The organism is Pueribacillus theae, from assembly GCF_003097615.1.
Lineage (GTDB): Bacteria > Bacillota > Bacilli > Bacillales > UBA6769 > Pueribacillus > Pueribacillus theae.
On the sequence record NZ_QCZG01000002.1, the window covers coordinates 16,829 to 38,212 of the forward strand.

Consider the following 21,384-nt stretch of genomic DNA (forward strand, 5'->3'; position numbering starts at 1 on the left):
ATTTAATTTGCAGGTGCAAAATGAATCTAGTAATGGCCTGATAGATAGGCTTAAACATCATATACAAAGGGGATTAACAATGTCAAAGCCGGATGAACTAATCGTCGTTCTCGATTTTGGGGGACAATACAACCAATTGATAGCGAGGCGTATTCGCGATTTAGGCGTGTACAGTGAATTGCTGCCATTTAATACACCAGTTGAAAGAATCCGCGAATTAAAACCTCGCGGCATCGTGTTTTCAGGCGGCCCGGCATCTGTATACAGCGAAGATGCCCCTTATTTGGATCAAGACATATATGATTTAGGTCTGCCGATTTTGGGGATTTGCTATGGTATGCAGTTGATGTCTCATCAATTGCAGGGTAAAGTCGAGAAAGCCAGCAAGCGCGAGTATGGCAAGTCAGAAATTGAATTCATAAGTAGCGCAAAGCTTGTGAAAGACCTGGATCGTAAGCAAGTTGTGTGGATGAGCCACGGCGATTATGTTGCGGAGTTACCAGATGGGTTCGTTGTTGATGCAAGCACTGAGCACACGCCTGTCGCAGCGATGAGCAATCCTGAGAAAAACTTTTACGCTGTACAATTTCATCCGGAGGTTCGGCATACGGTTCACGGAAATGAAATGATTGGTAACTTTATTTATAACGTGTGTGGCTGTTCAGGAAATTGGAATATGGAGACGTTTATCGAAAATACGGTACGTAAAATTCGAGAGCAAATAGGCCGCCGTAAAGTTCTTTGCGCACTCAGTGGAGGCGTCGATTCATCCGTAGTGGCGACACTTGTTCACAAAGCAATAGGTGATCAACTTACTTGCATGTTTATCGATCACGGATTATTACGCAAGGACGAGTCTGAAAACGTTATGGAAACGTTCGTCGGCAAACTTGGAATGAAGGTTGTCAAAATCGATGCCCGCGACCGCTTTTTAAGCAAGCTGAAAGGCGTGCCCGACCCAGAGTTGAAGCGGAAAATTATCGGAAACGAATTTATCTACTGTTTCCAAGAAGAGTCCGCAAAACTCGGCCAATTCGATTTTTTGGCTCAAGGCACACTATATACAGATATTGTTGAGAGTGGCACAGCGACAACACAGACGATTAAGTCACATCATAATGTCGGCGGCTTGCCAAAAGATATCAACTTTGAGCTAGTTGAGCCGTTAAAGACATTATTTAAGGATGAGGTTCGCAAAGTCGGTGAAGAATGCGGTTTGCCCCCTGCCATCGTATGGAGGCAGCCTTTCCCGGGACCGGGACTAGCGATCCGCATTCTTGGCGAAGTATCGGAAGAGAAGCTCCATATCATAAGGGAGTCGGATGCGATATTGCGAGAAGAGATCGCATCCGCGGGACTTGAACGTGAAATTTGGCAATATTTCACCGTAATGCCGAACATAAAGAGTGTTGGCGTTATGGGCGATGAACGGACATACTCACATACTATCGCCATTCGCGCAGTGACGTCCATCGACGGCATGACAGCTGATTGGGCCCGTATGCCATGGGAAGTGTTGGAAAAAGTATCTGTGAGAATCGTCAATGAAGTGGAAAATGTTAACCGTATCGTATACGATATTACATCGAAACCGCCGGCGACGATTGAGTGGGAATAAAAGGCTAACTTGATTTGAAGAGAGAACGCCTATCTGACAGTGTTTAACCTAGCCTTAAATGTACAAATTGATTAAAAATAATATGGTTCCCTACCAAAAACCCTACCAAAAATAAAATTTGGTAGGGAATTTTGTTTAACATATTAGAAAGTATAAGTTTATCGGGGCTCCCCGCAAAGTCTGAGTAAGCATCGAAGCCAAGGCCTCACTTTGTGGGGATATTTTAATTGTTGAGTAAAAAAAGTCGTTTAATTCATAATAAAGTTGTTTAATGTGTAGTTGAAATAAAGTTGTACCGTTTATAAAAAAAAGGGGTACCGTTTTATCCTCAGTATAGGTTTCCTAAATTATGAATTATATGTTTCTCTGTTTATATTCACAATATCTTTATGTGAAATACCATCTGAAAACTGCTCCATTGCCTTATCCCGTAGGAATGGGGCTTTTTCTTTATCTGCCTTTTTCAATGCTTCCGTTAGTTCTTCTTTTGTCAGTTCTGTGCAGTATGCAGGAGTTCCTGGCTGTTGTCTCCAGGAATCAGTTAAAGAGCCACTATCCACTGCATCGAAGCCCAGCTCATTTACTAGGTTTATGATTATTTGCTTTTGCGATAGGTCATTACCTGCAATTGCCATGGCAATGCGACCACTAGTCCCTTCGGGGGTTCCTTTATTTTCTAAAGTATAAGCTAATAGATTGCTGAAGGCTTTAATAATAGGTCTACCTAATTGATTTGAAACCCAAACGCTTTCAACCATTCCGTTTTCAATTTCTTCAATTTTATTGTCTCTAAAAGGATAATAATTTGAAGTGTCTACAACGATTACTTCTTCTCCAGCTTTATCTACAATGTTGCGAATGCTTGGTATTACATGAAGAGGGATAGATATTATAAGAACATTAATATTAGTTATTACATCCTCTACACTCACAGGTATTCCAGCAATCTCTTTTCCTTCTAAACGCTCAATTTCTCGGGCATCCGCAATTTTAACATCATGTCCATTTTCAACTAATTTTTTGGAAATAGTTGTCCCTATTGGTCCTGCACCTATAACTCCAAATCTCATTATTGTTCCTCCTAAATATAATTTTGTTTAATTATGATTCAATATCAGCTATGAAATTTTCCAATAGTCTCAACAAGAAATTGTCTACCTTCTTTTTTTAAAAGCAAAAAGGTAATTGAGTGTTTTGATTATATATAATATAATGAACCCATTACTTTTATTTTTAAAGTAGGCAATAAAAAATGACATAGTACACTTTTTTGTACTTTATAGAAGAAAAGGGATGTAAGTATGGCTAGAATATGTAAGGATGGATTTGAAAAAGAGTTTATTAAGGAGCAAAGAGACGTTTATGGTATTGCGTATACCCAAAATATGCTTTCAGGACGCTGGAAGTATCTTATTCTTTGGTTTTTAAAAACAAAAGAACGTCGTTATAGCGAAATTAAAGCCTTTTTATGGGACATTTCACAAGGTTCTCTTACAAAACAGTTGAGAGAATTAGAAACAGATGGATTAATTAAACGAGAGGTTTTTCCTGAGGTACCTCCACGTGTTGAATATTCATTAACAACTAAAGGGTGTGAATTTATCCCAATACTTGATATGATTGAGAATTTCGGCAAAAAATTCGGAGAGAAACCTGAGTAAAATAAATAAAATGATATTTTTTTATTATTTGGGCCTATTTTGTGACGTGTTGTACTTAAATTAACGGGGACGTTTCTGAAACAACGGAAACGCACTTTTCTTCTTTCAGTAACTAGCTAATAGAAGTTCAATCTTATTCCATTATAACTGCCTTATCTACAGTATATCATGATGAAGTAGTATTTAACGTTTTTAACAAGAGTTTGGGAGTAGTAACTGGCGCCCTAAAAGCCTTGGTAACACAGGTTTTTAGGGCTTTTTAATTGCTCATGGCACACTTTGATATGACAAAACAGACGGCATAAGCTTTGAACGTAAGCGATCACGTGTGTCATCATCCATGCCCCAATAGGTGTTCCCACGCTCTTCACGGAGCTTGCGCATGGATAGGCTTGCCATGTAGCTTCCATAATGCTGTCCAACGATTTTCATAGCTTCTTTGCAAGAAACTATTAAAAACGCAGCGCACTTGCCACTGGGTACGAGCAGGTTCCATGCATTCAGCTCCCTTCGCAACTGCTAAGGCGAGTGTTGATTTCCCCTTTCATAACCCTCAACAAGCATTTTTCTAAAATGCCGAAAATAGGAGCAGTTTTTTTTGAAAAAAATCTTATTAGACAAAAAAGCCCAACTGAACATAAGCTAGCCGGGCATAAGATTTTATATATCATATTATGTAATTTGTGTAGGTAGGTTCATAGCTGTAACATCCCATAGAAGAACTTCAAGACCTTTTTTAATATGTAGCATAGTATCAAATCAGAAAAAAAGCAAATAAACACGACAGTATCCTCCTTCATACCGCCTTGTCCTAAAAAAGGGCGCACTTAATACACTCTCCGAAATCCTGATTTTTGAAAAGTAACGGCGGCCATATCAAACCGCCGTTACTTAATCTGTCACAGAATAGACAACTAAAACAACGGCTTTTAGATTGTTGATAAACGCTGCCTAAGATATTGAAGCGCCTCCTTAAATAGGTTGGCCATAAGGTCAACTTATTTCCAAATTTCCCCAATGTGGTAACCGAACGATAATAGATGTCCCTTGCCCTAACTTGCTTTTTACGTCAACCGTCCCCTGATGTGCGGTAACAATCTGCTTGACAATCGCCATGCCAAGTCCCGTCCCGCCTGTGGGAGTATCTGTCGAAGTCCCTCTATAATATCGATCAAATAGATGAGAAACGCTCTGCTCATCCATTCCTTTTCCATTGTCCGTTATCTGAACTTCTGCATAAGAATTACTTTTTATGCGCACTACAATTGATGTACCCGCTGGATTATGAACAACCGCATTTATCAACAGGTTTGAAAAGGCTCTTTTCAATAACCCCATATCACCCATTACATGAAGAGGTTCTTCCTCTCCAAGTATTTCAAAGCGGTTGTCCTTTTCAGAAGGCATATTTGCTGCTTCTGCAACCACTCTGCGAATTAGCTCCACCAACTCTATTTTTTGAGAGGAGAACTTGATGCCAATGGCCTGATCCATTCGAAAGGCAATTCCAAGGTCATTGATAAGTTCCTTCATATGAGCGGACTTATCTCGGATAAGTTGCAGAAATTCTCTCTTTTCGTCTACGCTCCATTTATGTTCATCCGACAAAAGCATGTCCGTATACCCGGAGATATAAGATAAAGGAGTCTTTAAGTCATGGGTGACACCTGCTGCCCATTCCTGCCCCAATTGCTCAAACTCCCTCCGTTTCCGCTCATTTTCTTGGAGAGTCACAGAAAGTGATTCAAGATTCGCATAAACTTCCCGGTAAAGGCGGGTGGAAAAAGAAGGAAAACGCTTTTTCTTGGCAAGAGTAAGAAACTCACCGCTTGATAACTTTTTGATTTTCACCAAAATATCAGCCATTGGCCACGCAACATAATATCCATAAAACAGGCAATACAGAAAGTAAACAGCAATAATTGCCCCGGTTGTAAGATTAACGATAAAGAGTTTTTCGGGCTGCTTGAGCACAACAATATAGAAAACCGCTGGCAGTGAAACGGCTAAGAACAGTAATATTTGATGTAGCATAAAATTTAAAGTAAAACGCACAATCAACTTACCGTTTGTAATGTTTATTTTCATATCGACTCTCCAGGCGGAACAAACTTGTAACCGATTCCCCTTAGATTGACAATGAGCGAAGGGTTTTTTACATCTTTCTCTATTTTTTTACGTAGACGCATGATGTGAATGGCGACCGTTTTTTCATCACCGATGCTGTCATATCCCCATACATGCTCGTATAACTGGCCTGCGGTAAATACCTGATTTGGATGGTCGGCTAAGAAAAGCAAAAGTTCAAATTCTTTAGCCGGACAAGGTACTTCTTTCCCGTCTACCCACAATTGCCCAGCCTTTTTGTCAATAACAACGGAGCCAAAATGATAAACCTCCGTTGTCTGCAAAGCATTTTGATATTGTTCCTGTCTTCGAAATTGAACATTGATACGGGCGGCAACCTCTAAGGGATTAAAGGGCTTTGTAATATAATCATCTCCTCCAATTCCAAGACCGGTCAACTTATCTAAATCTCCTGAACGGGCAGTAAGAAATAATATGGGAACAGAAGTATGCTTACGAATTTCCTGGCACAATTGAAATCCGTCCGTATCGGGTAGCATGACATCCAGTACGATTAAATCATACGAATTTCGGATGATTTTTTCCATTGCTTCCTGACCTGTGAAAGCGGAACCGATAGAAGTATACCCTTCTTTGCGAAGAATGGTTTCCAACATCTTTACAATGCCAGGTTCATCATCAACAATAAGTATTTTTTGTAGGCGCATCCTCCCTTTCTCCTTTCTTATTATGATAATTTCTACTAAACCTTACAGAATAAACATTATATAGACACATCACGCCTTTTGAAAACCGTCCAACTTATGAGTATCAGTGTGAAGATGTATACAAGCAATACGGAAATTGAAAAGCCCAACGTCATTTCAGGTCTGGCCGGAAGGTGAAAAATATACAAGCTGATGTCACTGTTGGCGAAGGGAAGGTATTTTAACCATTCCATTTTAGCCGTAGCTTCAATCATGGAATTGCCCGCTATCATAATAAACAGTGATATTCCAACCGCAAGGGCGCTATTGCGCAAAACTGTCGATATAGCAAAAGCAAGGGTTACATAGCCTATAACTGGGAAAATGCTCAAACCGTACATCTTTATTACCTGCATCATGACATTCTGCTGAACAATTTGCCCCTGTTGATTCAAGAATAAATCAGTAGTATGAGTACCACCCACTCCATAAAGCAAAGCGTTCGTCGCATATCCACATGCAACCAATAGCGCCAACATAACCACGGCGAACAGAGACACAGCGATATACTTTGAAAACAGGATTTTCGTGCGGCTGTGGGGGCGAATCAGTAAAAGCTTCATCGTTCCGGCCGTGTATTCTCCGGCGACCATGTCCGCTGCAATGACAATGGCAAAAACCATGACCATTTCCACCAAGCCAGAGAAAGTCAATAGAGCTGACCACGGATTATTGGAGGGAGCGGGTATGTTGTTTTCCAATCGATATTCTGCTATCTTCAACTTGTTTTCAGCATCGGCTCGCAACATAGGAGATAGTTCCGAGATTTTTAAGCGTTCTTCATACTGTTGAACAAATTGTGTCGTTTCAGTTCGCCAATCCTGCGAATCCGTATTGTTAATTTTGCCAAGGACAGACGCACCTATGACGATGGCAACCAACAGCAATAGCAGAATCCATGTAAGTTTTCGGTTATATATTTTCATACTTTCGTTGACAACTAATCCCCTCACTTCTTGTCCTCCGTTATCTCCAAAAATTTATCTTCCAAAGTCTGTTCCTGCATTTGGATGCTATATACCTGAATGCCCGCATCCATTAAGAGCTTGTTAACTGTTGGGATTTGGTCTTTATTCATTTGAATCAACAATTTCCCCTGATCTCCTGTCGGTGAAGCTGTTTTGCCCAAAGCAGCGATCAATCTTTTCGCCTGTTCCATTTGAACTGGTTCCACGGTGACACATATGCGAGAACCCCCGCTATTATGGACAAAATCCTGTATACTTTGAATGCTGACCAGCTTTCCATTTTGCAGAACACCCACCCAATCACACATCAATTCCATTTCGGAAAGCAAATGACTTGAAACAAAAACGGCAACGCCCTCCTCGTGAGAAAGCTTTTTCAGATAATCACGCAATTCGCGAATCCCCGCAGGGTCAAGACCGTTCGTCGGTTCATCCAAAATCAGAAGCGAAGGACGATGTAAAAGAGCTTGCGCAATGCCTAACCGTTGACGCATTCCAAGGGAATAGGTTTTGACTTTATCGTGAATCGTTTCCTTTAGTCCCACAGTCTCTACAATTTCATCAATGCGGGATTTGGAAACGCTGGGAAGCATTCGGGCATAATGCTTCAAATTCTGATACCCTGTCAAATACTTGTACAGATCAGGATTCTCAACAATAGCTCCTACATTTTGGATTGCCTTATTAAAGTCTTTTTTGATGCTGTGGCCCTTAATCATAATATCGCCTTGACTAAGTTTTATCAGTCCTACCATCATACGGATAGTGGTTGTTTTTCCTGCACCATTAGGGCCTAAAAAGCCGAATACCTCTCCGGCAAGAACATCAAAAGTAAGATTATCAACAATATTTTTCCCTCTAATTCTTTTTGTTGCATTTTTCAGTTGAACAACTGGCATTTTATTCATATCTGCTTCCTTCCTATCATCATTAAAATTACCTTATCGGTATTTTCAAGATGATTATAAAATTACAAAGTAAACAGACGGTAAACGGAAAACAAACACGCCTCAAATTTACAGACATAAAAAGATACATTTCAAGCAAGTGAAACGGTAGTCTACTTGATGTTCTCCAATCATGGATACTAAGGCTTCGGTTTGGTCATCGATTCGCTCATAAGCAATGTCCTGTAATCTTCAGTGACTAACTCCTTACTGCGCTCATGAACAAACGAATACCACTATCTGTACTAATTTGTAAGGAATGGATTTTCCCGTCTTGATTTTGAGAGATCAATTGAAGAAAATGATCACGTACCTGTTTTTTTCTTCTGGAGATAGAAAAGAATAATTGTAAGGAAGCAGTTCATAAGAGGCAAGACATTCCCCATCATGGTTAAAGACGAGATTTTTTTCTAGATATTTAATCGGAAAAACATAGATCTCACTCCAAACGGCGGTAAGCTTTCATTTAATGTCTGTTTTTTTTCACAGGTTTTCCTGTATACGTTACTTTTGATCGGAACAGATAGGTCAATACGGATTTAGAAAGCCATATGGCTTTTTGCCTTCAAAGTTTTTTTGGCTCATAAACCATTAAATCCTTTTTCCGAAAAATAAACATAAAAAACAGCAGATTTTTCGTCTGCTGCTTAATAGCAAATAGGTATTCGGGAAATGATGTGGAAGTATCTGTATTTGTTCTCCCGTTATAAACTAAACTTACGCACCTATTATTTTAATTACGGATAATAGGAATTTTAATTATTATTTCCACAAAATCTTCTCCATCGCTTTTCCCTTTGCTAACTCATCGATCAGCTTATCCAAATAGCGAATTTCCTGCATAGTTGGTTCTTCAATGTCTTCCACTCTTCTTATTTAATTAAATGGCCTGTCATACACTACAATTAGCTATAGTATTTTCTATCGATAATCCGAATGCCCTAGAAATAATTGATTTTAATAAGATAAATTGGAATCCGTCATTGTAATTTTACTTTTGTACCTGCTATTAAATCACCTAAATGACGTTTATCTTTTCTAAATAATCCCATGAACAACAGGACTAATCCAAGGAAGGTTCCACTATTTGCGATAATGATTGCAGTCAGATCAAAATCACTATATACTCCATGGATAACACCTACATGTCCTAATTGCCACGGCATAAACTTTATAATATTTCTTAATAAACTTGAGCTAAATCTGTGATTTGTGTAAGTCAATTTCAATCCAGATACTCTTTTTCCAATAGACCCTTTTTTGAAATAGTCTAAGTATGAAAAAATAAGGATGATTGGTATCACGGATGTTAGTGTTGCTATTAGTTGAGCTTGTATTTCTGTATATTCTGGAATTCCCTTAAAAATTAAAAAATTGATCCCCAAGTTAACAATTAATAACATAACCAAGTATGCAATTATTATTAAATAATCAACAAGCAATTCTATTAGTCTATTTTTAATAGGGATATTGTTCATGTAACACCTCTGTATATTCCAATTTAATTCATTATATCAGTTGTACATACATAGGTTCTAATTATTTTCCCATCTATAACAGGGAGTAGGACAATCCCTGAAAACAGCAATATAGCAAACAGAAAAGATAAATGCCCTTGTCTTTCATTTCATTACATGCATTCATTTGGTTCTCTTTGCAAATAATCCAGATTAATCTTAAAATCAAAAACCTCTGGTACTTCAATCAAAATCTGCTGACTTGTCTTCTTTCCAAGTTCTCACCTTGTTCTAATCCCCCATCTTATTCGACTTTTCAAGTGCAAGCAACGCTTTTTTCATCTCTAAGCCACCACGAAATCCCGTTAATTGGCCACTTTTAGCAACGACTCGATGGCATGGAACAACAATCATTACCGGATTAGCTCCATTAGCCGCACCAACCGCCCGTACAGCTTTCGGATTGCCAATTTTATCAGCAACATCAGCGTAAGAAACGGTTTCTCCATAGGGGATATTTTGCAATGCCTTCCATACAGATTCTTGAAAAAGTGTACCTTTCAAGTCGAGAGGAACATCAAAGGATTTTCTTTTCCCATCGAAATATTCCTCCAGTTGGTAAACGTATGGACTAATGTTCTCTTTATTTTCTACAAGCATTGCGTTAGATCTGTTTTTATCTACCCAATTTTTCAACTCGTCTATTCCATCATTTAAAGAACCAACAAAGCATAAACCTTTATCAGTTGCTGCAATAAAAATTGGCCAACCTTTGTGATTTATTTTTCCATAATAAACGGATTGATTTTGTTCATTTTTCATCTTTAAGCACCTTCTTTTTATTATTTTTTCTGTAATGACTGGGAGTCTGATTATTATTCTCTTTAAATAAAGTTGAAAATCGTGTAGCATTAGGAATCCCAACTAATCCACCAATTTCTTTTATAGGCAGGTCGGTTTGAACTAAATATTCTTTCGCCTTGTTCATCCTAGTCTGTTGTAAATATTCCAACGGAGTGATTCCTTTTATACTTTTAAAAACACGATGCAGATGATAGGAACTGCCATGACAATGATCTGCTATATAATCTAAGGTTAAAGGCTTTTGATAATTCTCTTTTATATACATTTCAACATGTGCTATCCATTCCTCATCGGGTAAACGACTACCACCTGATTTACACCTTTTACATGGTCTATATCCTGCTTCTAATGCATCTTCCGCGTGCCTGAAAATAGTGACATTATCAAAATTTGGTACCCTTGATTTACAAGAAGGCCTACAAAATATTTTCGTTGTTTTTACTGCATAAAAGAATTGATTATCATGACGCTTATCATTTTCGATAATCGCCTTTTTTTGTTCTTCTGTTGGTTTTGTCATCATCATGCCATCACCTCTAGTTAAATTGTACATTGATTACAGATAAAAAAAACATATACCAGCTTAAATAGCAAGATATGAAAACTTCCACAAAAAACGATTCCACCCTAAAGTAAGAGTATGAAATTTACTCAAAGTGTTTTAAAGGCAAACATTAGTAATACATTATCTTTAAAATGTTCGTTTTTTAATTGACAGCTTTCACTCCTAACTGTTAAACTTACTGCAGATATTGTTAGAATAAATGAATAAAAAATCTCGTATGCTATCAGGATATGGCCTAAAGAATCTACCCGGAAACCATCAAAATTCCAGGCTGCGCGGCTTTCAAGTGCTGCCGTCATAAATTCGGAAAACCGTATTATAGGAGATTCGGGATGACGCAGAACCGAGGTATCCACATTTCTTGACCAAGTTCGGAAAATGGCCGTTTAGGCTCTTTTTCTGGACTTTTATTGTTCTTTAAATCGAACAATAAAGGATAGTGTCACCCTTGAGCGATATAACCCGGATATGCCTGCTTTGGCTTTATATAAATAGATTCTGATTAACGGCCTCGCCTATACTGCCTATCCCAAAAAATTAGGAGGTTAATTTTCATATGAAAGCTACTGTATATGTCACAATTAAAGAGAACGTGCTTGACCCGAAAGGGAGCGCTGTTCAAGGTGCACTTCATTCGCTGGGTTTCGATGAAGTCAGCAAGGTACGCATTGGCAAATACTTGGAACTGGATCTAGACACGAATGACCGTGCTGCAGCCGAAATTCGAATTAAAGAGATGTGCGAATTATTGCTTGCTAACACTGTTATCGAGGACTACAGATACGAATTGGCTTAATCAATTTATAAGGAGGTATGATCCATGAAATTTGCCGTTCTTGTCTTTCCAGGATCGAATTGCGATAAAGACATGTACAATGCTGTGAGAGACAGCATCCAGCAACCGGCTGACTACATCTGGCATACGGCGACGGATTTATCCGCATATGATTGCATATTGGTGCCAGGTGGATTCTCATTTGGCGACTACTTGCGCTGTGGAGCAATTGCGCGTTTTTCGCCAGTCATGAAAGCGCTCGTTGAAGCTGTCGAGAGAGGCACTTATGTACTCGGCGTCTGCAACGGCTTCCAAATTTTGACCGAAGCCGGTTTGCTGCCCGGGGCTCTGCTGCGCAACAATACGTTAAAGTTTCGCTGCCACCAAACGGCATTGATCGTCGAAAACAACAACACCCCGTTTACAACGGCTTACTCTCAGAACGAGGAAATCACCATTCCGATCGCGCACGGCGAAGGCAATTATTATGTAGATGATGCAACGCTCGAAGAGATGCAGGCAAATAATCAAATTATTTTTCGCTACAAAAAAGGAGCTAATCCGAACGGATCGACCGACGATATCGCGGGTGTGAGCAACAAGCGAGGCAACGTCATAGGTATGATGCCGCATCCAGAGAGAGCAGTGCATGAATTGCTCGGCTCAAGTGACGGCAGAAGAATGTTCTATTCGATTTTAAACACATGGAGGGAAAAACATGGGGAAGCAACAGTTGTCCGATAAAGAACCGACTGCAGACCAAATTGCGGAACAGAAAATTTATAAACAGATGGGCGTTTCGGACGACGAGTACGAGAAAATTTGTTGTTTTCTCGGGCGCAAGCCGAATTACGTAGAAACCGGCATTTTCTCTGTTATGTGGTCCGAGCATTGTGCCTATAAAAACTCCAAGAACCTGTTAAAACGGTTCCCAACCAGCGGAGCGAAAGTGCTTATGGGACCGGGTGAAGGCGCTGGCATCGTTGATATTGGCGATGGACTAGCAGCTGCCTTCAAAATCGAATCCCATAACCACCCTTCTGCCATTGAACCATACGAGGGCGCAGCAACGGGTGTCGGAGGCATTGTTCGGGACATTTTCTCGATGGGCGCACGTCCGGTGGCGCTGCTTAACTCTCTTAGATTCGGTACATTAACGAATAGTCGCGCAAAATATTTATTTGAACACGTCATTTCCGGTATTGCCGACTACGGCAACTGCATCGGCATCCCGACAATCGGCGGAGAAGTGATGTTCGATGAAAGCTATGAAGGCAATCCTCTCGTCAACGTAATGTGCGTCGGCGTCATCGAACATGATAAAATCCAGCGCGGTGTCGCCAAGGGCGTCGGAAACCCCGTTTACTACGTCGGTCCGGCGACGGGCAGAGACGGGATTCACGGCGCGACTTTTGCGTCTGAAGAATTGACGGAGTCGTCCGAAGCGAAGCGTCCGGCCGTGCAGGTTGGCGATCCTTTTATGGAGAAGCTCGTTATGGAAGCGTGCCTCGAGCTGATCGACACCGGCATTGTGCTCGGCATTCAAGATATGGGCGCAGCCGGTCTTACTTGCTCCTCGGCCGAAATGGCTTCCAAAGCAGGCAATGGCATGGAGTTATACCTCGACGAAGTACCGCAACGCGAAACGGGCATGACGCCATACGAAATGATGCTCTCTGAATCGCAGGAACGGATGCTGTTCGTTATCAATCAAAAGGATGAAGCGCAGGCGATGGAAATATTCGAACGTTGGGGTGTGATTTGCAAAAAGGTTGGAAAAGTGACGGACGACGGTCGATTGAAACTTTTCCATAATGGTGAAATAGTCGGCGACATGCCGATTACGGCGCTCGTAGACGAGTGTCCGATCTATAATAAGCCATCGAAAGTACCAGCCTATTACGAAACGAATGCTTCCGTCGATACACTGCGTTATGAGGAAGTAAAGGATTTGAATGGCGCATTGGCCAAAGTGCTGGCATCCCCGACTGTGGCAAATAAAGAGTGGGTTTACAATCAATATGACTATATGGTTAATACGTCCACCGCGGTTCCTCCTGGCTCCGACGCCGCTGTCGTGGCCATTCGCGGCACGAAAAAAGCGCTGGCGATGACGACAGATTGCAACGGACGTTTTGTGTACCTCGATCCAGAAGTTGGCGGACGAATTGCCGTTGCGGAAGCTGCGCGCAATATCGTTTGTTCCGGCGCTGAGCCGTTGGCAATTACGGATAACCTGAACTTCGGAAACCCGGAAAAACCGGAAATTTTTTGGCAAATGGAGCATGCAGTTGAAGGCATGGCGGATGCTTGCCGAGTTCTGGAAACGCCTGTTGTCGGTGGGAATGTATCGCTCTATAACGAAACGCCGAAGGGCGCAATCTATCCGACGCCGGTCGTCGGCATGGTCGGCCTCATCCAAGACATTGATTATATCACAACACAAGGATTTAAAGACGAGGGTGACGTAATTGTCCTTGTTGGCGAAACGAAGGCAGAGATTGGCGGGTCCGAGTTTCAATACGCGGTGCATGGCGTGACGGAAGGCCATCCGCCGCAGATAGATCTCGCACTCGAGAAGAAGTTGCTTAGTGCTATCCTTAGCGCCATCCGTGAAGGGCTTGTCAAATCGGCGCACGATTTGTCGGAAGGCGGCCTGGCCGTCGCAGTAGCGGAATCGTGCATGTCCGGCGAAGTCGGCGCATCGATCGACTTGGAAATTGGCCTGCGCCCAGACTTCGCATTGTTTAGCGAGAGCCAGTCGCGGATTCTACTTTCCACATCACCGGATAAGGCCGATAAGCTACTAAGGCTTATCGCGTCACGTGATTTAAAGGTACAAACGATCGGGAAAGTAGAAGGCAAAACGCTGAACATCGCCGTTAACGGTGTGAGAGTCATCGAGTCACAAGTTCGGACACTAGAAGCTATTTGGAAGGACGAAATTCCATGTCAGATGAAGTAAATTGGTCAGGAGATTATTATAACGAAGGCATGAACGCGAAGAACTCCATTTTCGATAAACTTGGCGAGGAGTGCGGCGTGTTCGGTGTCTGGGGCCATCCTGATGCTGCGCAGCTCTGCTACTATGGGTTGCATGCGCTTCAACACCGGGGACAGGAAAGCGCTGGCATCTGCACGAATAATCAAGGAGAATTTCATTATTCACGCGGTATGGGTCTCGTAAAGGAAGTGTTCAACGAGTCTAACCTTCACGATCTGACTGGTCATAGTGCTATCGGGCATGTGCGTTATTCAACGGCAGGCGAAAGCAAGCTGGCCAATGCGCAGCCGCTCATATTCAAATACCGCGAAGGCGACCTTGCGATTGCAACAAACGGTAATATTGTCAACGCCTTGGAAATCAAATCAAGACTTGAAAAATCTGGCTCCATCTTCCAAACGTCATCTGACACGGAGGTGCTGGCCCACCTGATTTCCCGTTCTAAGCACGATGATATTGTTGAAGCTGTCAAGGACGCACTGTCCCAGCTCGTCGGAGCATTTGCGTTCCTCATACTGACAAACGACAAACTGATCGCCGCAAGCGATCCGAACGGCATTCGGCCGTTTACGATTGCACAGCTAGGAAGTGCGTACTTATTCGCATCGGAAACTTGTGCGTTCGATGTGGTCGGCGCCACCTACTTACGCGATGTTCTGCCGGGCGAGTTGCTTGTGCTTGATCGCAAAAACGTTATGTGCAAAGACAGCTTCGCAAAGCCATCACGCCATGCGATATGCGCGATGGAATATGTGTATTTTGCCCGTCCAGATTCGGATATTAATGGTATTAACATTCACTCGGCGCGTAAGCGAATGGGCAAAAAACTTGCAAAAGAATCGTTTATTTCTGCCGATATCGTTACGGGCGTGCCGGATTCGTCGATCTCAGCGGCAATCGGGTTTGCAGAACAGACCGGAATTCCTTACGAGATTGGCCTGATTAAAAACCGTTATATCGGCCGGACTTTTATCCAGCCTAGCCAAGAGTTACGAGAACAAGGAGTCAAAATGAAGCTTAGCGCGGTCCGCAAAGTTGTGGAAGGCAAACGAGTCGTCTTGATTGACGACTCCATCGTACGTGGTACGACGTCGCTACGGATCGTTAACCTTCTACGCGAGGCAGGCGCTACGGAGGTGCACGTGCGCATTTCGTCGCCGCCTTTTATAAACCCGTGCTTTTACGGCATTGACACGCCGGAGCGAAAAGATCTGATTGCCGCGACACTTACGCTTGAAGAAATGTGCAGAAAGATAAATGCGGACTCGTTATATTTTCTAAGCAAAACAGGTATGCTCGAATCTATAAATTTCATGCCACAGGGGGTCAACAGGGGCTGCTGTACAGCTTGTTTCGACAATTCGTATCCAACTAAAAAATAAGTTAAAGCCTCTGGCGGACGGATGCCGAGGCTTAATTGATTTGTTAATGTTTTTAGTTTTTATCTTCCCCTCTCTATTGGACTATGTCCCATAAGCTCAGCAACATATGCTGTTGAGCTGAGAGATAGTGTTTTTTATTAATTTAAAACCTACTTCTTCGCGCATGGTGGCAATGGATTCAGGATGAAATTGTACCGCGGTAATTGGCAATGATTTATGCTCGATTCCCACAGCAATCCCATCTTCTGAAGCTGCAATAACATTCAAACAACTCGGCAGTTCTTTCGCATATAAAGAATGGTATCGCCCGACTTGGAATTCTTGGGGCAATCCATCCCAAATTGGGCTTATCCCATTGGTTTTTACTAAAGAGATTTTGCCATGCTGTGGGTAATCTAAAATACCCAAGGTTCCCCCAAAATACTCAACAATTCCTTGCAGTCCCAAACAAACGCCAAAAATAGGTGTTTGCTTCTCAAGACAAAGCGCAATGGTCTCATTTAATGCAAATTGCGATGGTCGTCCAGGTCCCGGAGACAGCACAACCATATCAAACGTTTTTTCTTTCAAAACTTCTCGTGCATAGGGTGCGCGCAGGGTAATGACGTTCGCCCCTGTCTGCTTAATATAATTTGATAACGTATGGACAAATGAATCTTCATGATCAACAAGCAAAATATTTTTGCCCTGTCCTACATTGGATTCAATCGATTTGGGTTTTACCCTTTCCGTCGTATTGGATTCGCGCACAGCTTGAACAAGAGCCGCTGCTTTGGTGAGAGTCTCCTGTTCTTCTTCATCCGGCACAGAATCATAAAGCAGTGTAGCGCCAACGCGGATTTGTGCAACACCATCTTTAATTCTGATGGTTCGTAACGTCAACCCAGTATTCAAATCCCCTTTAAAGGTGAAATAGCCCACGGCTCCCCCGTACCAGTTTCGAGGGGAAGTTTCATGATGTTCAATCCATTGAATAGCAGCGCGCTTAGGTGCACCTGTGACTGTTACTGCCCACATGTGAGACATAAACGCATCCAATGCGTCAAATTCAGGGCGCAAAACCCCCTCCACGTGATCGACGGTATGAATGAGGTGGGAGTATAATTCAATTTGTCTCCGTCCGATTACAGTAACAGAACCAGGTTCGCAAACACGCGATTTATCGTTGCGATCCACATCGGTACACATCGTCAGCTCGGATTCATCTTTCGCTGAATTTAATAGATCTCTAATTCGATCTGAGTCTTCAATCGCATTTTTCCCGCGTTTTATCGTACCCGATATCGGACAGGTTTCTACTCTTTTTCCCTCCACTCTGACGTACATTTCGGGGGAAGAGCCAATCAAAAATTCGTCTCCTAAATTAATCATGAACCCGTAAGGACTGGGATTGATGTCCTGCAGCCGGGAAAATACTTTTGATGGGAGACTGGAGCACGTTTCAAAGAGCGTATGAGATGGAACAACTTCAAATAAATCCCCTACTTTGAAAGATTTAATTGCTTCACGTACCAAATTTGCGTAACTGCCTTGGGTATAACATTCTGAAGGCAATTTCCCATTTAACCTCGGCTGCCGAAACTCTCCGCTTCTTTCCAATCCATTCGTTTTCTCGCCATCGCAACTAAACTCATAAGAAAATTGATAAGCGGAATTCATATGATGATCAACGATAATGATTTCGTCGGGAAGATAAAGGATCGCATCCGATTCACTGCTGTCTCTTTTGTGCTTTAGCTCCATAGGTTCAAATTGAAATACGAGATCATATCCGAACGCGCCATACAAACCAAGAAAGCTATCGTCAGGGGAATAAAAAAGCTCCTTAATTGCACGGATGACAGAAAAAATGGAAGACTGTTTCGTTCTTTCATCTTCATTGAAAGTCTCTAGATTGATGCTTATGTTTCCAGAAATGCCGTTTTCATCATTTTCATCATACCTGACATTTTCAACGTCGGCGGTCTGCTTCAAACTAGAGAAGATAGATTTTAATAAAACGTCTCCTCTGGTATTATTGGAAACAATACAGAAACGATTACGATTCGCTTTCAGTTCTAATATAGGGTTCTTAAAACCAATGTCCCAACGCGAATAACGCCCGGGATATTCATAACCGCTGGAAAACAATGCACCTTTTCTATAATCTAATTCTTCCAAAATAGCTTGCTTTGCCGTTGAAAAATCAATTTGTTCCAAATTGCGGGTTACCTTGATGTTTCCTTTGGTAATGTAGACTTGTTGGTGGGGAGAAGAAATAAACGATGACAAAATACTCATGTGAATTGACCTCCTGTATATTTAGAGGAGAACAGGAGCAACCGCGGAGATAATTATTTTATTAAAATAATAATCAAAAAATACATCTCTCAACTGGTCTCAGCTTTTCAAACTCGGCAAATCTGTTCTCGTCTCAACTGTTTTAAGCTTAACCGATTGTTTTGATTTTATCAATACAAAATATGGCCCTGCTTCAATCTAAGCAATAGTCTTTTAATTTCGCTCTTCTTTTCGGTTTTAAATTCAAACTTCTTCAAAAAAGGTACCCTCATATCAAGTTTGTGACCGTACCGATCAAGTTTCATTTTCTTGAAGTTAGGAAACAAGTAAAGGGAAGGCTGAGCCTTCCCTTATATTTCTTTAAAATTTGCTTTCAAGATAGAGAAAAACAACCGCTTTAAGAATTTGTGAGTGCATTTTTAATAGGCAAGTCGTGAGAAAGCAAATCTTCGTAAGTTTCTCTTTTAATAACGAGCTGGGATTCCCCATTTTCAACGAAAACAACAGCCGGCCGCGGAATACGATTATAATTGTTGCTCATTGCATACCCGTATGCACCTGTACTAAAAACCGCCAATAAATCGCCATGGTTTGGTTCTGGCAAAGGAAGATCCCAAATGAGCATATCACCCGATTCGCATGCTTTCCCCGCAATAGAGAAAAGGCTGCTGTTTTTTTCGTTCGCCCGGTTTGCGAGGATTCCTTCATATTTTGCCTGATACAATGCGGGCCTTAAATTATCCGTCATTCCACCGTCAACAGCTAAATATTGGCGTATCGACGGAATCGTTTTTTCAGATCCAATCGTATATAGCGTTGTTCCGGCATCCCCAACTAGAGAGCGGCCCGGTTCAATCCATATTTCAGGCATTTCACAGCCTATTCGATGCACTTCCTCTTTTACTGTATGAATAATGTCATTTACATAATGAGACAAAGGGATGGGGTTATCTTCTTCCGTATAACGAATGCCAAACCCACCGCCTACATTCAAAACATCAGGTGTATAACCTAACTGGGCTTTTAATCTTTCAATGAAAACAAACAATTTTTTCGTTGCCATAATAAAACCAGTCGTTTCAAAAATTTGCGAACCGATGTGGCAATGGAGGCCAAGCAAACGAAAATTCGGGTGATGAAGCAGTTGATTTATCGCTTTTTCTGCTTGTCCGCTTTTTAGATCAAATCCGAATTTTGAATCCTCTTGCCCTGTCAATATATAATCATGGGTGTGGGCTTCAATGCCTGGTGTCGTCCGAATAAGGACAGGGACTATTTTTCCGTGTTTTTTTGCCGTTTCTTCGAGTAGTTTGATTTCATAAAAATTATCGACAACAAAGCAGCCTATACCAGCTTTCATTCCCATTTCAATTTCGGCCAGACTTTTATTGTTTCCGTGAAAATGAATGCGTTCAGGCGGAAATCCGGCAACAAGTGCTGTATGCAATTCACCGCCCGAGACGACATCTAAACTAAGGCCTTCTTCTTCGGCGAGCTGGATCATCGCAATGCAAGAAAATGCTTTACTTGCATAAGCGATTTGATAACCGATGCCATGTTGGTCGAAAGCCTTTTTAAATTCGTTCGCCTTCTGGCGAATGAGTGCTACATCGTAAACAAATAAAGGTGTGCCATATCGTTTGGCAAGTTGTACGGTGTCCACGCCACCTATGGAAAGATGGCCATTATGATCAATCGTGCTTGTACCGTGTAGTTGCATGTTTTTCCCCGCTTCCTATGACTGCATATACGAGTTTTAGTCGCTTTAATTTACCATAAAAATAGATCGAATTCAACTAGCGCTAAGTCTATTCAGCGTCTGAGGAGTAAGCTAATTAAATTCGTTCAAAAAGAAATAGGCCTCCCTTGAGGCCCTGACAAAGTTTCTGGGATAGTCTATTTTGTTAGACGATTAAGAGCCAGCCACTTTTGTAAAAAGTTGGCTATTGTACGAAGCCGGGGGTGTTGCCAGCACTTGCGGCTTCTTTTTATTTTACATTTTATTAATTAAATTAAAACACCTTACACATACTTATATCAATTGTTTTGCTTTTGTATTTATATTTTCAAACATTTGATCAAAAGCTAGCAAATTCACTTTTAAAAAGGAGTTGTTTTAAAAAATGGGTGCCATTGAAAGAAATGGATATGTATTTGAACCGGAATACAGCGTCATTGAACAAAATGGCGCAATTCATGTTTATCACGACGGTGAATTCATCGAAGAATTAAAATTTTCCTTTTTGGGGAATTACCCCAAAATGGATCAGATTGAAGGCTTGATTGATGCGTATTGTGAGGAGAAAGGGATATGAATTATTAGGGTACTCTAATGTTTTTTATTGACAAAAACAGAGCAAGAATTTATATTTGAAACAGCGCTACTTTGTATAGCAAGTTAGCACTGTTTCTTCAGCTATCTTGTTAAACCATATACCGGTTATTTTTTACGCCTAGCTATCTTGCATAACAAGATAAAGCGAGACTTTCATCAGTGGGGGTTTTCTTCATCCCCCACTGATGGTTAGCACTCACAGAGTATATTCTCGCTAGCTCACTTCGTTCGTAGTCTCGATAAACGAGACTTATCGGGGTGTTAGCGTCCGTTATCCCCTAATTAGACTTCTTCGAAATCTCTAAATCTTGAAGTGGGAGTCTTACGGACGGTTGCACCGGGATAAATGCAGAAAAGAAGGTGCATATATGTCTGTTCGAAGCCAGTTGTTAAAAGGAATATTAGATGGCTGTGTATTGGCAGTAATTGAAAAAGAAGCGGTTTATGGCTATGAGCTGTCCAAAAAACTGCAAGATATCGGTCTGAAGGATGTGAGTGAAGGCACAATTTACCCTGTATTATTGCGGCTTCAGAAAAATGGATTGATCAGAGGAGAGTTGAAACCATCAGATTCCGGACCGGATCGCAAATATTATTTTTTAACAGATACAGGTCATGAAACTTTGGCAACGATCATTGAAGAATGGAATCGGATCTCTGATCCTGTCAATGAGCTATTAAAAAGAAGGTGAAT

At 41.4% G+C, this 21,384-nt stretch carries 19 protein-coding genes and 2 pseudogenes; 8 read left to right on the plus strand and 13 right to left on the minus strand.

What is annotated here, in order from left to right; genetic code table 11:
* The first annotated feature begins 79 nt into the window (after positions 1-79).
* Positions 80-1,618, plus strand: coding sequence for a glutamine-hydrolyzing GMP synthase (gene guaA, locus DCC39_RS01445; RefSeq protein WP_116553108.1), 1,539 nt, complete (start codon positions 80-82; stop codon positions 1,616-1,618).
* A 347-nt stretch (positions 1,619-1,965) separates the two neighbouring features.
* On the opposite strand, the gene DCC39_RS01450 is transcribed toward guaA, so the two are convergent.
* Entirely contained in the window at positions 1,966-2,688 is a 723-nt protein-coding gene (locus DCC39_RS01450; protein WP_116553109.1) for an NADPH-dependent F420 reductase, read from the minus strand.
* A gap of 231 nt (positions 2,689-2,919) precedes the next feature.
* Between DCC39_RS01450 and DCC39_RS01455 the strand changes: the two genes are divergently transcribed.
* Entirely contained in the window at positions 2,920-3,279 is a 360-nt protein-coding gene (locus DCC39_RS01455) for a winged helix-turn-helix transcriptional regulator (protein ID WP_116553110.1), read from the plus strand.
* 267 nt (positions 3,280-3,546) lie between these two features.
* Here the strand turns inward: DCC39_RS01455 and DCC39_RS01460 are convergent, their stop codons facing one another.
* The 10 genes and pseudogenes from DCC39_RS01460 to DCC39_RS01510 form a co-directional block, all read right to left on the minus strand.
* Complete coding sequence (locus DCC39_RS01460; protein WP_116553262.1) at positions 3,547-3,711, minus strand: helix-turn-helix domain-containing protein; 165 nt, start codon at positions 3,709-3,711, stop codon at positions 3,547-3,549.
* 561 nt (positions 3,712-4,272) lie between these two features.
* Complete coding sequence (locus tag DCC39_RS01465) at positions 4,273-5,367, minus strand: sensor histidine kinase (protein ID WP_116553111.1); 1,095 nt, start codon at positions 5,365-5,367, stop codon at positions 4,273-4,275.
* Complete coding sequence (locus tag DCC39_RS01470) at positions 5,364-6,074, minus strand: response regulator transcription factor (protein WP_116553112.1); 711 nt, start codon at positions 6,072-6,074, stop codon at positions 5,364-5,366. Before DCC39_RS01470 ends, DCC39_RS01465 begins: the two co-directional genes overlap by 4 nt.
* 56 nt (positions 6,075-6,130) lie before the next feature.
* Complete coding sequence (locus DCC39_RS01475; RefSeq protein WP_116553113.1) at positions 6,131-7,066, minus strand: ABC transporter permease; 936 nt, start codon at positions 7,064-7,066, stop codon at positions 6,131-6,133.
* The gene (locus tag DCC39_RS01480) at positions 7,063-7,989 is read right to left on the minus strand and encodes an ABC transporter ATP-binding protein (RefSeq protein ID WP_116553114.1); all 927 of its coding nucleotides are present in this window, start codon (positions 7,987-7,989) and stop codon (positions 7,063-7,065) included. Before DCC39_RS01480 ends, DCC39_RS01475 begins: the two co-directional genes overlap by 4 nt.
* Positions 7,990-8,130: 141 nt before the next feature.
* Positions 8,131-8,466: pseudogene (locus DCC39_RS19330) on the minus strand (ATP-binding protein); the annotation flags it as partial.
* A gap of 324 nt (positions 8,467-8,790) precedes the next feature.
* Positions 8,791-8,898, minus strand: a pseudogene (locus tag DCC39_RS01495) (DUF2200 family protein); the annotation flags it as partial.
* A gap of 110 nt (positions 8,899-9,008) precedes the next feature.
* A complete protein-coding gene (locus tag DCC39_RS01500) occupies positions 9,009-9,506 on the minus strand; it encodes an RDD family protein (RefSeq protein ID WP_116553115.1) in 498 nt (165 codons plus the stop codon).
* A gap of 270 nt (positions 9,507-9,776) precedes the next feature.
* Entirely contained in the window at positions 9,777-10,307 is a 531-nt protein-coding gene (locus DCC39_RS01505; protein ID WP_116553116.1) for a methylated-DNA--[protein]-cysteine S-methyltransferase, read from the minus strand.
* Entirely contained in the window at positions 10,297-10,875 is a 579-nt protein-coding gene (locus DCC39_RS01510) for a bifunctional transcriptional activator/DNA repair enzyme AdaA (protein ID WP_338066527.1), read from the minus strand. The genes DCC39_RS01505 and DCC39_RS01510 overlap by 11 nt, the downstream gene beginning before the upstream one ends.
* 595 nt (positions 10,876-11,470) lie before the next feature.
* On the opposite strand from DCC39_RS01510, the gene purS reads away from it, so the two are divergent.
* Genes purS through purF form a run of 4 tightly spaced genes read left to right on the plus strand, consistent with a single transcriptional unit; the run spans position 11,471 to position 16,075 of the window.
* Positions 11,471-11,710, plus strand: a complete 240-nt coding sequence (gene purS, locus DCC39_RS01515; protein ID WP_116553118.1) for a phosphoribosylformylglycinamidine synthase subunit PurS — start codon at positions 11,471-11,473, stop codon at positions 11,708-11,710.
* Positions 11,711-11,734: 24 nt separating this feature from the next.
* A complete protein-coding gene (gene purQ / locus DCC39_RS01520) occupies positions 11,735-12,433 on the plus strand; it encodes a phosphoribosylformylglycinamidine synthase subunit PurQ (RefSeq protein WP_116553119.1) in 699 nt (232 codons plus the stop codon).
* Entirely contained in the window at positions 12,408-14,654 is a 2,247-nt protein-coding gene (purL, locus tag DCC39_RS01525) for a phosphoribosylformylglycinamidine synthase subunit PurL (RefSeq protein ID WP_116553120.1), read from the plus strand. The genes purQ and purL overlap by 26 nt, the downstream gene beginning before the upstream one ends.
* Positions 14,639-16,075 carry an amidophosphoribosyltransferase gene (purF, locus tag DCC39_RS01530; protein ID WP_116553121.1) on the plus strand — a complete coding sequence of 479 codons (1,437 nt, stop codon included), beginning with the start codon at positions 14,639-14,641 and terminating at the stop codon, positions 16,073-16,075. Before purL ends, purF begins: the two co-directional genes overlap by 16 nt.
* Positions 16,076-16,171: 96 nt before the next feature.
* Here purF and DCC39_RS01535 read toward each other — a convergent pair whose 3' ends face one another.
* Positions 16,172-18,355: an anthranilate synthase component I gene (locus DCC39_RS01535; protein WP_116553122.1), complete on the minus strand. Its 2,184-nt coding sequence runs from the start codon at positions 18,353-18,355 to the stop codon at positions 16,172-16,174.
* Between the two features lie 397 nt (positions 18,356-18,752).
* Positions 18,753-20,075, minus strand: a complete 1,323-nt coding sequence (lysA, locus tag DCC39_RS01540; RefSeq protein WP_116553123.1) for a diaminopimelate decarboxylase — start codon at positions 20,073-20,075, stop codon at positions 18,753-18,755.
* Positions 20,076-20,478: 403 nt separating this feature from the next.
* Here lysA and DCC39_RS01545 point away from each other — a divergent pair, with 403 nt between their 5' ends.
* Together DCC39_RS01545 and DCC39_RS01550 are read left to right on the plus strand one after the other, a co-directional pair.
* The gene (locus DCC39_RS01545) at positions 20,479-20,670 is read left to right on the plus strand and encodes a YbxH family protein (protein ID WP_116553124.1); all 192 of its coding nucleotides are present in this window, start codon (positions 20,479-20,481) and stop codon (positions 20,668-20,670) included.
* A gap of 388 nt (positions 20,671-21,058) precedes the next feature.
* Positions 21,059-21,382 (plus strand): PadR family transcriptional regulator, encoded by a 324-nt coding sequence (locus tag DCC39_RS01550; protein ID WP_116553125.1) that lies wholly within the window; start codon positions 21,059-21,061, stop codon positions 21,380-21,382.
* Positions 21,383-21,384: the final 2 nt, after the last annotated feature.